This window comes from Capnocytophaga sp. HP1101, assembly GCF_054772415.1.
In genome coordinates, this window is sequence record NZ_BPUU01000010.1 from 66,208 (window position 1) to 79,954 (window position 13,747).

The window sequence follows — 13,747 nt, forward strand, 5'->3', positions numbered from 1 at the left end:
AAAATGAAAAATATAGAAAGGTGTTTAAGCAGTTTTTTGGTGAGAAAGGGGTGTTAGGAGGGTATGCTTAGCTTATACAAAGCTTATACGAACCTTGAACGAATCTTGGACGATTGATATACAAAGGGTATATAAGTAATTGAGAGTTAGTAGTTAAGAGTGAATAAAAAAAGTGTATTTTTGAGGAAAATAAATCGAAAGAAAAAAGAAGTTGAATAAGGGATGAAGTAGTAGAGAAGTTTAGGTGTATTGATGATTTGTTTAGAGTGTTTAAAAGTCTTGATGCTGGTATGCACTTTTTTATAGAAATAGAATGACCAGATATTACGAAGCAGAAAAAAATCTTTTTGGTATACTGATTTGATTAAAATATTTGTGATTTTGGAGAAATTTATTACTTTTGTGCGCTATAATAGCGTTAAAAATGAATAGTTTTATGAAGAAATATTTTGCAATTCTGAGTGTTTTGTTAGTCTTGACTGTAAGTTGCCAAAGCAAAGACGACGATACTCCTGATAAAGGGGGGAATAGTAAGCCTCTGCCTAATGATGCGAAGTTAACACAAGTGGTTTCGTATAAAAAAACGAATGACTTTTTTTTGAATCCTGAAAGGGGATTTTACACTCATCAGAGTAGTAATGATGAGATTACGGCGAGATTGCTACAAAGGAAGCGGGAAGAAGGAATCAATCTTTTTCTTACTATCTATTACCTAAATGACTTCCGCGACAAACCTATTTCTGAGGCTTTTCTCAACAAGATTCGCAGTAATATGCGCACAATTCGGGAGGGTGGTGCTAAGGTGATATTGCGTTTTGCGTATACAAAATCTCAGAGCGACAAGCCTTGGGACGCACCTTGGCAGTGGACTGAAAAGCATTTGGAACAGTTGCGCCCTATTATTCAGGAGAATGCTGATGTGATTGCGGTGTGGGAAGCAGGTTTTGTGGGCGTATGGGGTGAATGGTATTACACTGATAACTACGTGTTTAAACCTAAAGATAACGCTGGTGATTACGCGCCTCGCAAGCGTGTATTAGAGAAATTATTGAGCATACTTCCTAAAGATAGAATGGTGGCCATACGCACTCCTAAAGCAAAACTATTAACGATGGGTATTGCCATAAAAGATTCACTTACAGCTCAAACAGCTTTTAATGGCAGTAATTTGTCGCGTATTGGTTATCACAATGATTGTTTTCTTGCGGATGCCACTGATACTGGTACCTTTAACAATCAGGAGGAGCGCAACTATTTAGCGCGAGAAACCCAATATGTGGTGATGGGAGGAGAGACTTGCAAGTTATCGTCGTATGCAGAGTGCCAGAACACACTTAAAGAAATGGCTACTCAACATTGGAGTTACCTTAATATGGATTATCATCAAGAGGTGATTGCAGGCTGGAAGAACCATAAATGTATGGATGAAATTAAGAACAGATTGGGTTACCGTTTTGTGCTTGTTGAGGGGAAATTTAACGAGAATATAAGAGTAGGGGGGAAGTTGCAACTGCAATTAAAACTCAAGAATGAGGGCTTTGCAGCGCCGTATAATTCGCGTGATGTGCAGATAGTGTTAGTAAAAAAAGACGGTAGTCAGAAAGAAGTATTTAAAGTAGATGCTGACCCACGTCGCTGGGTAGCGGGTAAAACTATTACCTTAGGAATTGAAATAGACCTCCCCAATGGCTTTACGGCGGGAGAATACAGTGTTTATCTGAATTTTCCAGACCCTTATCGGAGCTTAGCTAATCGTCCTGAATACAGCATTCGGTTAGCTAATGAGAATGTGTGGGAGGCTCGGACAGGCTATAATAAAATCAATACAATAGAGCTTAAGAATTAGAAATTAGCGATTAATCATTAGGAGAGTTGAACGGAGAGGCTCTGTTTGGTGGCTCTTTTTTAATTGAATTATTTTTCTAATTGGTAATATATTTGTATTTTTGCACAATAATCTATCAAATAAAACAGTAACAATGAAAAAAGTAATAACAGTAATGGCAATAGCCGTAGTGTTTAGCTCTTGTAACTTCTTTTCAAATAAAGCGAAGGAAGCAGCAGAGACTACTGAGGATGTGGCAAATAAAACCGCTACCAAGGCGGGCGAAATTGTAGGTGGTACCGTACGTTCTTTCGGTGATGGGGTAGGTGAAGGGATTGATAAATCAGGTAATTCAATGCTGAAACTTTCAGAAGCTCTTACCCAACGCGGATTGAAATTAGGTCACCATACTGTGGACAGCCAGGAAGGCAACGACAATAAACTTTCTCTTTACTTCATTTTTGAGAAAGATTTTGAAGGGACTGTAATGGTGAGAGTTCTTAACAAACAAGACGTAGAAGTAGGGCGCGTAAGGCAAGAAATCAAAGGAAAGAAAGGTGATGCAACTTTTTTTGATTTTGTTTTTGACCCACGTACTAATATAGACCCTAAATACACTATTATAATAGAGTAGGATATTATTATTTAAAAAAAAAGCCTTTGGAATATCCAAAGGCTTTTTTTATAAAAACATTTTAAAACGTTATTATGCTTCTAAAGGGATAATAGAAACAAATGATTTGTTATCTTTTTTCTTTTCGAACTTAACGATACCATCGATTTTAGCGTGCAAAGTGTGGTCTTTACCAATATACACGTTTTCGCCGGCATTATGTTGAGTTCCGCGTTGTCTAACAATAATGTTTCCTGCGATGGCAACTTGACCACCGAAAATTTTAACGCCTAAGCGTTTAGAGTGAGATTCTCTACCGTTCTTAGAACTACCGACACCTTTTTTGTGAGCCATTTTTTCTTAAATTTTAAGGTTTAACAATTACTTTACAATACCACCGTTCAACTCGTCTTGCCACTTTTTAAGCTCGTCCCACTTACCGTCGGCGGCTAATTTAGCTTGAGCAGCCCAAGTTTGAGGGTCTAAGTGAGCTAAGGTTGAACTAGCTTCAGATAGGATGGTTTTGATATCTTCGGCTGATTTTTTAGCTAATTTAGCAAAGGTGTCTACCCCTGCTGTTACTAAGGCTTCAGCTGCTTTAGGACCAATACCTTCTATCTTTTTCAAATCATCAGCCTTTGCTGACTTAACAGGAACTTTTTCTGCTTTAGGTTTTGCTGGGGTACTTTTAGCACCACTTGCGACGATGTTTTCAATTACAATTTGTGTAAGGGACTGACGGTGCCCATTTTTAACTTTGTAACCTTTACGTCTTTTCTTTTTGAATACGAGCACTTTGTCGCCTTTCAAATGTTTCAAAACCTTTGCTTCTACGGAAGCTCCATTTATAGCTGGGGCGCCAATAGTGATGGTACCGTTGTTATCTAAAAGGAGTACGTTATTAAACGCTACTTTATCACCTTCTTGATTAGGCAAACGGTGAACAAACACTTTTTGGTCTTTGCTAACTTTAAATTGTTGCCCTGCTATCTCTACAATTGCATACATAGCTTTGTTATTTAATAATGGTTTAAATCGGGCGCAAAAGTACGAATTATTTTTTATCTACCCAAATAAAAGAGAGAAAAAGTTTTAAAACTTTTTCTCTCTTTCTTATTTTGTACTGTTTATAAGACTTGTATCAATTAATAGCTGTGTTCATCAATTTTTACTTTACCCCAGAATACTTTGTAAGCAAAATAGGTGTAGATAAGCAACAATGGAGCTCCTATTGCAGTGATAGTGAGCATAATCTCCAATGATTTGGTAGACGCTGCTGCGTTGTACACGGTAATGCTGTTACCACCTTCTAAAGTAGTTCTCAAGAAAGTAACGTGCAAGTTCAGCGCTGCTATGATCATAAAGAAAGCAATGGTGAGAATAGTGCTCACGAAAGCCCATTTGTAATCTTTTTTCTTGAGGAAGATAGCCACACCTAAGATACTGAGCAAAAGTAATACAGGAAATATTTTGAGACCTGTGCTATTGGCGATATTTTCAGCCAAGTGCGGAGTGAGCATACTGTAAATCGCTACGGCTACAAACACTATCAAGAAGCCGAGGTATGCATAATTAATGCGTTTCTCAATGCGGTGGTGCATATCGCCGTGGGTTTTGAGAAGTAAGTACAAACCACCGTGTACCATAAAGAGCAAGAGAGTCATTACCCCTACGAGCAAAGCGTAAGGAGTAAGGAAGTCAAAGAGTGCACCTCCTTGATATACAAAATCTTGGTCTAATGGCAATCCTTGTAGCACATTGCCCATTACCACGCCCAAAAGCACAGGAAGCACGATGCTACACACGCTGTACACGGTATCCCAAGTGTCGCGCCATTTTTGGTTGTCCTCTTTGCCACGCACCTCAATAGATACCGCACGGAAGATGATAAACATCAAGAAGAGCATCAGTGGGGTGTTCATAGCCGAAAAGAGTTCAGCGTACATCAGTGGAAAACCAGCGAAAATACCCGCTCCACCGATTACGAGCCACGCCTCATTACCGTCCCACACAGGTCCGATAGCATTCAAGGCTACACGGCGTTCTTCTTTCTTGTCAAAGAACAAATGCCACGCACCTGCTCCAAAGTCAAAGCCATCTAAGATAGCATAGCCTGTGATCAAAAATCCTATGATGATAAACCACCACGTAGGGTAGTCAATTCCTAAAAAATATCCTAATTCCATATTTGTTAAATGTTAGGCAGTTTGTAATTGTCCTTGTTCTTCGTGTTCGTCAAGACCGTGAACGATCTTCTTGTTCATCAAGTACATAAACAAGGCGAAGAGGATGATGTAAATAATGGTGAATAAGATAATCGCGAAGAGTATCTGGTTAGCGGTTACCGATTTAGAAAGGGCATCGCTGGTACGCAAGAGTTTGTACACGATCCAAGGCTGACGACCCATTTCGGCAGCAAACCAACCTACTTGGTTACCGATTTGCGGCAAGAGTACGCTCCACACGAATACGTGCAATAGCCAACGTTTGTCGTACAATTTGCCTCTCCACAATAGGAAAGAAGCCAAGAGGGTGAGCCCGATGAGGAACATACCGATCATCACCATTATATGATAGAATTGGAACACGGCGTTCACTTGTCCAGGGCGATCTTCCAATGGATATTGGTCAAGACCTGTTACAGGGGCATCGCCATCCCAATGTAGCATATACGAAAGTCCGTTAGGGATTTTCACTCCGTGAGTTACTTCGTTGTCTTTATCCACCCACCCGATGATATAAGCATCGGCAGGGCCTGTTTTGAAGTGGCCTTCCATAGCCGCCAATTTATCAGGTTGATTTACAGCTACCCCTTCAGCAGAACTGTGACCTGAAAGCAATTGCAACAAGCTTACAATAGTACCGATGATAAGGGTGACTTTGAAGGCTTTTTTAGAGATTTCCACGTGGCGACCTTTGAGGATATACCAAGCGTGAACGCTGAGTACTAAGAAGATACCTGCTAAGAAAGCACCTTGCCACACGTGCCATATACGGTCAATGCTCGAAGGGTTGAACACCATCGCCCAGAAGTCGGTAATTACCGCTTTGGCTTGCAAGCCTTCACCAGCAATTTCGTAACCCGCAGGGGTTTGTTGCCAGCTGTTCGCTACTACAATCCAGATAGCTGAGAACATTGAACCTAACCACACTCCAAGGGTAGCCATAAAGTGCCAAAAAGGTTTGATTCTGTTCCAACCAAAGAGAACGATACCGAGGCAAGAACTTTCCAAAGCGAAGGCAAAAACGCCCTCAGCAGCCAAAGCACTACCGAAAATATCGCCTACATAGCGAGAATAAGTAGCCCAGTTGGTACCAAATTCAAATTCCATTACGATACCAGTAGCAACCCCAAAACCAAAGGTAAGAGAGAAGATGCGCGTCCAGAAGCGAGCGAGCTTGTCGTACTCTTGTTTACCAGTGCGTAGGTAAATACCTTTAAAGGCAACCATTATGAGTCCAAGCCCTATACTTAAAGGTGGATAGATGTAATGGAAAGCAATCGTCAGAGCAAACTGAATACGTGCTAAAATTTCTGTTTCCATACGTTGAGTAATTTTATTAGTGAAATAGGGGACAAAAATACACTATATGAGTAATATACCAAAAGAAAAGTAAAAAATGACTGTTAATTTATATCGTGTCTAAATAGTTAGCTCTTAAATATCCCTTTCCCGTGATATCTCTAAAATTAGTAATTAAGATTTATAAAATTACTCATTGTCTTATGTTTTCTTTAATCTTAACTTCTCTTCTTTCATTCTTTATCCGCCTATGCTCATTTATAATATTCATTTGTCTCTTGTGACTTATTACTGATTGGGTGTTTTGGGTATTTTTCGCATTATAGTGTTGATTGTAGATATAAAAAATCAATGGATACTCAATATTTTGAATATCCATTGATAAAAATATAAATAAATATGATCGATTTTACTTATTCTTTTTAACTTTCACTTTTATCATCTTCACTTTGTCCTCTACAAAGCGCATTAGTTTATTGGTAATAGGGAAGTTGAACACTTCTTTATCAGTCGTAACTCTTGTGGTGAGGTAAATACCTAAAGGCAAAAGTATTAAAGCCGGTATCCACGGTGCTAAGGCAGGATTGATGGTGTTGTTTTCAGCTATATTCTTCATAAACATTCCTATGAAATAATAAGCTAAGAACAGTATCATTGCTATTACCAAAGGCAACCCAATCCCTCCTTTGCGAATAAAAGCTCCTAAAGGTGCTGCAACAAAAAAGAGCACAAAACAGGCTACCGTGAGGGCAAACTTATCACTCAGGTTTAAAATGTGTAAGTTCATCAGCTTATACCGATAGTCAAGGTCGCTTTGGCGGAACTCCACATTGTCTAACTGAGCCTGGTTAGTATTGATAGCCATATCAAGTACCATTGATTTTTGTGTGTTATCCAATTTGTTAAAAAGCTCTCTCACCGAACTAATTTCCTTAGCAGGTTTAGTTTTTTTCTCTTTCTGTCCTTCTGTAGAAGGCGGTGGGGGAGAGGTTGCCAAAAAGCCTGTACGGCGGAACATATTATTGCCATAGTCGGTAATATTTTGCTTGAAATCAGTGCGGAGAGAGTCAATAGCGTAATCCAGCTGCCCTACATTCATCATACGGTAGGTAGTGGCATCAGTTTTCTCGTTAAAATCTACATTGTTCAAGTGCGAAAGATCGAGATTAATAACGTATTTTTTAAAGTGTACTTTGGCAAAAGGTACTTTTTGTTGGGCTTCGTAAGTATTAGTTTTAATATCCTCGTAGTAAGTACCATCTTCTAATATAAGCTGTAAGAAGTTACTATTGGTTTTAGAACTTTTGAGCTCTCCTCGTTTGGCATTAATTACTGTGCGGTTCACCTTATCGGGTGTCTTCTTGTGAATAAGCACATTCTCTAAAAACTCGTCGTTATCACCTTTTTTCTTTCCTACTTTTATGCTGATATCTTCCCCAATATTAGAGAATACTCCTTCGGCTATAGCCATAGCGGGTTTCACTTTAGCAATGTTTGACCTAAGGGTATACACCTCACGGTAAGCTACAGGAATTACATTGTTGGCTAAGAAAAAAGTCCCTAAACTCAGCAATGCCATCAGTATAATTAGCGGACGCATTACTCGCATTAGTGAAATACCTGAGGCTTTCATCGCTGCAAACTCATAGTTTTCGGCAAATGCGCCAAAGGTCATAATAGAGGCAATTACCACTGCCAAAGGCATAATAATAGGAATGAGCTGTGGAATGAAATAAATTAAAAACTTAAATATAATCCACAACTCTAAGCCACGCCCCGCCAGCTCATCAATGTATGTAAAGATAGTGTGGAATACAAAGATAAGAACAAGTATAGAGAGTGCCCCTAAAAAGTTAGTAAGAAACTGGGTGATAATGTAGCGGTCTAATATCTTCATTTACAATTCACTGATAGTATAGCCGTCTTTTTTATACTTTTCGCGGTCAAACTTAAAGATTTTGTCTGAAATAGGCTGGTTGGTTTTAAAAGTATTCACTGTGATAGTGGTCTTAGTACCATTCTTCCCTATTTCAATAAGGTTGTAGATGTGTTTAGTTTGTATATCTATCCCTAATAAAATCTGTTTTACATCAGTATTAGCTTTCTGCGGTTTTAGCTCTACATATTGTATTTTGCGCCCGCGCACATTTTGCTGTATATCCCATTTGTACTTGTAACCTTTTTTATAGAAGGTAAGCATTTTCGACGGAGTAATTGTACTATCGTCGCTCGCATTCTTCTCTATGGTTACTTCCTCGTTCTCGGGTACTATGGTATAAGTCTTATGTCCGTCGTATATTTTAGTAGCCCCCAGATAATTTAGCACATACTTATTTTTGGCAATGGTTACATTACCTTTGGTTTCCTGATTGATATTCTCGGCAATATTATCGAGGTTATACTTAAAATCTATATAGATGTTATTGTAAGCAACCATCTTGTTGTACACTTCATCCAATAGCTTTTTTGCTTTGTCTACTTGCTGGCTATATGCCTGAAATACACCTAAAAATAAAGCAAAAGCTACAATAAATATTCTTCTCATTTCTAGTGTTTTTAATGATTTAATCTCTGTCTAACTGCAATTATTGTTCCAAAGTTTTATTGCGGTATATATTTTTTACTTTTCACTCTTGGGTTCTATCACTTTGCCCCCCTTTTTAAATATCTTTTGCATCAACCCTTTAAAGGTATTGAAATCTACTGAATAGGTCAGTCCTACCCCTTGGGCGTACCCTATCCGGTCGAGCATATACTGTTGCCATTCGTTTTCTCGGTTGAATATCTTAGCTGTGAGGCTACCATCCGAGTTTAAGCGGAATTGCACCTCTACATTACCCGCTACAGCCGTACGGCTCACCCCTCCCACAGGTATCCCCACTTTGGCATTCACACTCGCCCAATCAGTGATTTGGGTAGAAACAGTAAAGCCCAAACGGTCGCTGTTGATGTCCGACGAACCATCGTTAATACCCGCTTCGTACGATACTCCCAAGTTCAACTTGTTGTCTTCGTCCGATAGCAATTGGTTGAACAAGCCTGCTGCCGTTTCAAAAAGATTGTAAGCTACCAAACGGTTGTCGGTATTCTTTTCGCTCATAAACGAACCTTGTGCCAAAAGCGAAAAGGCTTGTAACTGCTTGCGGTCTTGGTCTTCTAACTTATAGTTGAGCTCCGATACCAAACTCGGACTACTATCAGGGAAGGTGATGTCAAACAACGTTTCAGGGCGCATCAGCTCGCCTTCTAATTTAATGATTACTTGCGTGTTGATTTTCCGGTTATATTGCGTACTTTCCAATAGCGTACTTGGGTTCGCAGTGAGGTTATAAGCCGCTTTTAGGTCGCGCAAAGTCGCCCTTAGTGGGTCGCCACTCCACGAGATAGACCCTCCTGGTAGCACCGTAAAACGTTTGTCGATAATATTCTCATACTTGAAATTGTAATAACCCGAATAGGTGATAAAGTCCCCCCACATATTAAACTTACCGTTTGTATTGATTTCAATGAGGAGCGTACCTGCCCCGCGCCCTACCAAGTTACTGCCTGTTTTCCTGTCCATCACAATTTCCACTTCGGCAGTAGGAAGGATATCAAGTTCAAAGTTCAGTTCTAACCCCTTGATAGACTCCAATTCTCGGTTAATTTGCACTTTCTTATCACCCTTCTCTACAAAAGTGATAAACGAGTCGTCGCCCACACTCTCACTATCGCTTAGCGGTATTTTAAACGAGGTGCCCTCTTCGGTCTTCGCATTTACCTTAATCGCAATTTCATCTAACGCTCCTTTAATGGTAGCATTTCCTTTGATGAAAGCCGTTCCGTAGAATAACGCATCATCAGTATAAGGGGTATTCAGCACCATAAAGCGCTTGCCAAGAGTTTGTAATCTTAGGTCTAAAAACCAATCCAATAACTTATTATGTCTTATCGAACCATTTAGGGTTGCTTGGGTTTTATAAGCTGTATCGGTCAGTACCCAGTTGTTGATGTCAAAAGTCTTGTTATTTACCTTTATCTGTGCACCTTCCTGAATGCTAGTGTTCAGCTTCAGGTAAGTAATTCCCACCCCTGCTTTGTGCAAAGTGAGCGTACCGTCCATCAGTGGGTCGGTTACACTACCGTCTATTTTCACTTGCCCCGACATCGTGCCTCTTAGGTCGTAGAAAACACCTTCCAAGAACGGATTAAAAGGTGAGAGTTCAAAGTCTTTAAAATAAGCCGTAAGGTCAAGCAACGTACCCCGCTTCTTGTCTAAATTTATTTTCCCTCTCGTAGCAAAGCCAAGTGCACGCCCGTTCGAGAAAAACGCCCCCACATCAAATGATGATAAATCACTGTTGCCAAAAACACCCACTTCCAAATCACCATAATCGTAGCCGTTCAGTTTAAAATACTGAATAAATAGGTCTGCCGAAGGGTAATACAAGTTTCCACGCTGGGTGAGTGACACATTACCGTTAAGCGTCCCCGTGAGGTTGAGCCTTTTCATTTCCGGAACTATCTTGTCTAACGCTACGTTATGAGCCACAAGGTGCAAGTTCTTGTAATCTTTGGTAGTGATAACCCCACTGAGGTTCATATATTGGTTCTGGTGCGCCATTTTGAAGTTGCTCACCCTAATCGTATCGGCAGTGCGGTTGAGTACAATCTTGTTATACTCGTCCATCGCATTCTCGCGGTTGATATACCACGCATTACCCTTGAAGTTTATCAGTGACTTCTTAATACCAATAATCGACTCTTGTTTCTTGTTCAGCGTATGATAAAAGTTCAACTCATAAGTATCTTTGCCAGTATCTCCCCCCTTAAACTCAGTGCGGAAGAAAAGCGTGTCTTTAATTGTGGTGTTAATCAAACTGAAGTCCTGCAAAGCATACACCCCAAAATCTACTTTCTTCACCTCAAAATAAGTATTGTACAGCGGATTTTTATTGTCAATCTCAAGGCTGATACTGTCTATCTGGTTGCCATAAGCATTCACGCTGGGCGACTTCATCTGGAACTTAAAGCTCCCCCTATCAGCATCTATATTCCCATTGATAAACGTGTTACTGCCTATCTTCACCTTAGGCACAAACACTTCCACTATCTTGTTGTAAATATCAAAATGGAAGTCTACATACTGGTTTTTCTCTATTTTATACGGGTTGTATTGGGCATAAATGCTACCCACCGCATTTTGCATTACCTTCTTGAGCTCAGCCAACTTAAATTTCCCTTTTACATTCCCGCTCACAATATCAGGCGAGTTAATCGTGATTTCCTTCACTCCGTCGTTCAAAGTAGAAACCACCTCAAAGTCTTTAAAAGTAAAATCACCTGCTGAATTTACGTAATTCGTGTTTTTAAAAGATATTTTCCCTACAATATCGTCTAATTGATTCCCCGAAATATCTATCACTACTTTTCCACAAAACTGCGAAATGCTATCCATTTCCATAAAGCGCAAGGCGTGCAAATCCGCAATAGTAATATCCGCTTCAAAGTCAAACTTGTTGTTTTTTCCCGATAAGTCTGCAAGCCCGTCAAAGCTCATTGTAAGGTTGGGGTCGCGTGCGTCTATCTTTCCGTTAAACACCTGATTTCTAAACTCTCCATTAATGCCTATGCGCTGGTAATTATAACCGTTGTACCCCACCGAATGAATCGTGCCATTGGCGTACAGTTGCATAGTTTTAAAGTTCAATCCTTGCCCGCGCACCGTCATATCGGCAGTGAGCGCACCCATAGTGGGCTCGTCCAAAATCTTACCTAAGTGAAACTGATTCGTAGTAAGTGTACCTCTAAATGCGGTCTTATCGGTATGCGTGAGGTCTTCCAATGAGCCATCAATATGCGCCTCGCCGTCATTAGTCTTCAGTAATACATTAGCTTGTAGCGAAGTAGTGCGGTAAGCAAAATCACCTTCTACCGAAAACATTCCTAAACGTTGTAGCTCTTCGGGGATATTCTCGCCCAAATCCTTAGGCATCAAGTAAGCCAAATCGTTATAAATACTTTCAGCATACACTCCCTTGCCTATCACCGCAATATTAGCGTGTTCCGCAAGTAAGTTCTGGAAAGCCAAATCTCCCTCAATAAGTGTGTTCTGGTAAGATATTCGTCCCTGCGGAATTACAAAGTTGTTCAGTGTTCCTTTCATCGTTACGCCCTCTAATACAATGTTTCTTCCTCCGCTAAAGCCATTGTAGAAAGCGTTCAAATCAGTAGTGTTTACCGTAGCTTTCGGCAGATTTACGTCAAAGACTACCTTGTTTACAAAATCACCAAAACTGCCGTTGTGAGGCAACATTGTTACAGTACCCTGTATGTCCGAAAGCGCCGTTTGCAGGCGTAAATCCTTAGCTTGCATTAGGCTATCAGTATAGCTAAAGTAAGTGTTGAGGTGGGTAACATTTAATTTGTTATCAAAGCCGAAGTTGCCTTCTTGCATTTCAAAAAACACTTTGCTGCCTAATATTTTAAAGTCGTTCAGCTTAGCGTTCAGTTTGTCCACTTTTAGGATAGAAGGATTGGCGTTATTCTCGTCCGAAATATAGCAATAACTGTCAGTAACCTCTATGCTTTTCGCCTTCATCACAAACTTGCCCGAACTGGGTTCGCCCGAATCAAATTTGTTTACAAACACATCAAGGTTCGAAAGCGTATCCCCTTTGTGGGTTTTCATATGGAAGACAAGACTATCTCCCTCAATCCCACCAAAGTACAAATTACCGTCAATCAGCTGTTTGAAGTCTAAAATTGAAGTAGTAAGTTTCTTTGCCGAAATGAGCGTATCCTGCTTATGGTCGCGAATAAGCACCCGCTTGATATCCACATACCCATTGATTTTTAGGTGTACCCGCTCTATATTCAGGTCAATATCAAAATCTTTATTGAGGTATTCCACCACCTTTTTAGCAATAAAGGTTTGAGTGCTCGGTAAGGTCAAAAGCAGTGCCGTAACCCCCAATAACACAAGGGTTATAACAAAAAAACGGACAAGTATTTTTCTTAATCTTTTGATAAAATGAGCTTTTTAGTACCTGCTTAGCGTGCAAAGATACAAATAAAATTGAAAAGCAAAAACAGATATACTGAAAAAATACCTCACCACACTAATTTTCTTTTATTTTACCCTTATCTTACCCTCATCTTACCCTCACTTTTCCGTCACCACATTCCCCCTCTACGAGGGGGCTAGGGGGAGGTTTTCTTCCTGATTCGTCACTCATTTCTTGTCATTCATCCCTCGTTATTACCTGCCTGTACGGTTCGTACTTCCTCTTTCTTTCGCCTCGAAACCCTATTTTTGGCATTTTTGACATTGTTGTATTATGGTATTAATCAATTAGTTATACACCCTTTGTATAACAATCGTCCAAGATTCGTATAAGCTTCCTATAAGCTTTGTATAAGCTAACCATACCCTCTTTACCTCTTAACTTTTACCTTTTACTTGAAAATAATCTTCCGAAATACTTCTTTTGCTTCCGAAATCTCTAACTCACCATCTGACCTACCCGACCTATCCGAAAAATCTGAAAAATCCATATCACAACTTCGCCAAAGTTTTTAATCATTAATTGGTATTGTTAGTATTTCTGGCATTTCTGGCATTATTGGTATTAAATTGGCATTATTATTGCCTTATGCTGTAGCTGAAAACGCAACTATCAACCCTCACAAGCACTATTACGCTACTTCTTATAAGCATTGTAGGGATTATTTAAATGTGTTAAATTAATGTTAAAGTGTTACCTTTCTGATACAGTGTAAAGAAAATATACTACCTTTGCACCC

Annotated in this window: 9 protein-coding genes; 2 read left to right on the forward strand and 7 right to left on the reverse strand. The window is 39.8% G+C overall.

What is annotated here, in order from left to right:
* The first annotated feature begins 436 nt into the window (after window positions 1-436).
* Window positions 437-1,846, forward strand: a complete 1,410-nt coding sequence (locus tag RCZ04_RS08045; RefSeq protein ID WP_460485528.1) for a DUF4832 domain-containing protein — start codon at window positions 437-439, stop codon at window positions 1,844-1,846.
* Window positions 1,847-1,979: 133 nt separating this feature from the next.
* The gene (locus tag RCZ04_RS08050; protein WP_460485529.1) at window positions 1,980-2,459 is read left to right on the forward strand and encodes a hypothetical protein; all 480 of its coding nucleotides are present in this window, start codon (window positions 1,980-1,982) and stop codon (window positions 2,457-2,459) included.
* A gap of 72 nt (window positions 2,460-2,531) precedes the next feature.
* Here RCZ04_RS08050 and rpmA read toward each other — a convergent pair whose 3' ends face one another.
* From rpmA to RCZ04_RS08085, 7 genes are all read right to left on the reverse strand, one after another.
* Window positions 2,532-2,792 (reverse strand): bL27 family ribosomal protein, encoded by a 261-nt coding sequence (gene rpmA, locus RCZ04_RS08055; protein ID WP_460485530.1) that lies wholly within the window; start codon window positions 2,790-2,792, stop codon window positions 2,532-2,534.
* A 27-nt stretch (window positions 2,793-2,819) separates the two neighbouring features.
* Entirely contained in the window at window positions 2,820-3,446 is a 627-nt protein-coding gene (rplU, locus tag RCZ04_RS08060) for a 50S ribosomal protein L21 (protein ID WP_460485531.1), read from the reverse strand.
* A gap of 137 nt (window positions 3,447-3,583) precedes the next feature.
* The gene (gene cydB, locus RCZ04_RS08065) at window positions 3,584-4,624 is read right to left on the reverse strand and encodes a cytochrome d ubiquinol oxidase subunit II (protein WP_460485532.1); all 1,041 of its coding nucleotides are present in this window, start codon (window positions 4,622-4,624) and stop codon (window positions 3,584-3,586) included.
* Between the two features lie 12 nt (window positions 4,625-4,636).
* Window positions 4,637-5,983, reverse strand: coding sequence for a cytochrome ubiquinol oxidase subunit I (locus RCZ04_RS08070; protein ID WP_460485533.1), 1,347 nt, complete (start codon window positions 5,981-5,983; stop codon window positions 4,637-4,639).
* A 388-nt stretch (window positions 5,984-6,371) separates the two neighbouring features.
* The gene (locus tag RCZ04_RS08075; RefSeq protein ID WP_460485534.1) at window positions 6,372-7,859 is read right to left on the reverse strand and encodes an LptF/LptG family permease; all 1,488 of its coding nucleotides are present in this window, start codon (window positions 7,857-7,859) and stop codon (window positions 6,372-6,374) included.
* Complete coding sequence (locus tag RCZ04_RS08080) at window positions 7,860-8,507, reverse strand: LolA family protein (protein ID WP_460485535.1); 648 nt, start codon at window positions 8,505-8,507, stop codon at window positions 7,860-7,862.
* Window positions 8,508-8,582: 75 nt separating this feature from the next.
* Entirely contained in the window at window positions 8,583-12,923 is a 4,341-nt protein-coding gene (locus RCZ04_RS08085; RefSeq protein ID WP_460485536.1) for a translocation/assembly module TamB domain-containing protein, read from the reverse strand.
* Window positions 12,924-13,747 lie beyond the last annotated feature (824 nt).

Excerpts from the sequence above, each read along its gene's own strand:
- RCZ04_RS08070 (WP_460485533.1), bottom strand. The coding sequence starts at position 5,983 with ATGGAAACAGAAATTTTAGCACGTATTCAGTTTGCTCTGACGATTGCT.
- RCZ04_RS08050 (WP_460485529.1), top strand. The coding sequence starts at position 1,980 with ATGAAAAAAGTAATAACAGTAATGGCAATAGCCGTAGTGTTTAGCTCT.
- RCZ04_RS08045 (WP_460485528.1), top strand. The coding sequence starts at position 437 with ATGAAGAAATATTTTGCAATTCTGAGTGTTTTGTTAGTCTTGACTGTA.
- cydB (WP_460485532.1), bottom strand. The coding sequence starts at position 4,624 with ATGGAATTAGGATATTTTTTAGGAATTGACTACCCTACGTGGTGGTTT.
- RCZ04_RS08080 (WP_460485535.1), bottom strand. The coding sequence starts at position 8,507 with ATGAGAAGAATATTTATTGTAGCTTTTGCTTTATTTTTAGGTGTATTT.
- rplU (WP_460485531.1), bottom strand. The coding sequence starts at position 3,446 with ATGTATGCAATTGTAGAGATAGCAGGGCAACAATTTAAAGTTAGCAAA.
- rpmA (WP_460485530.1), bottom strand. The coding sequence starts at position 2,792 with ATGGCTCACAAAAAAGGTGTCGGTAGTTCTAAGAACGGTAGAGAATCT.
- RCZ04_RS08075 (WP_460485534.1), bottom strand. The coding sequence starts at position 7,859 with ATGAAGATATTAGACCGCTACATTATCACCCAGTTTCTTACTAACTTT.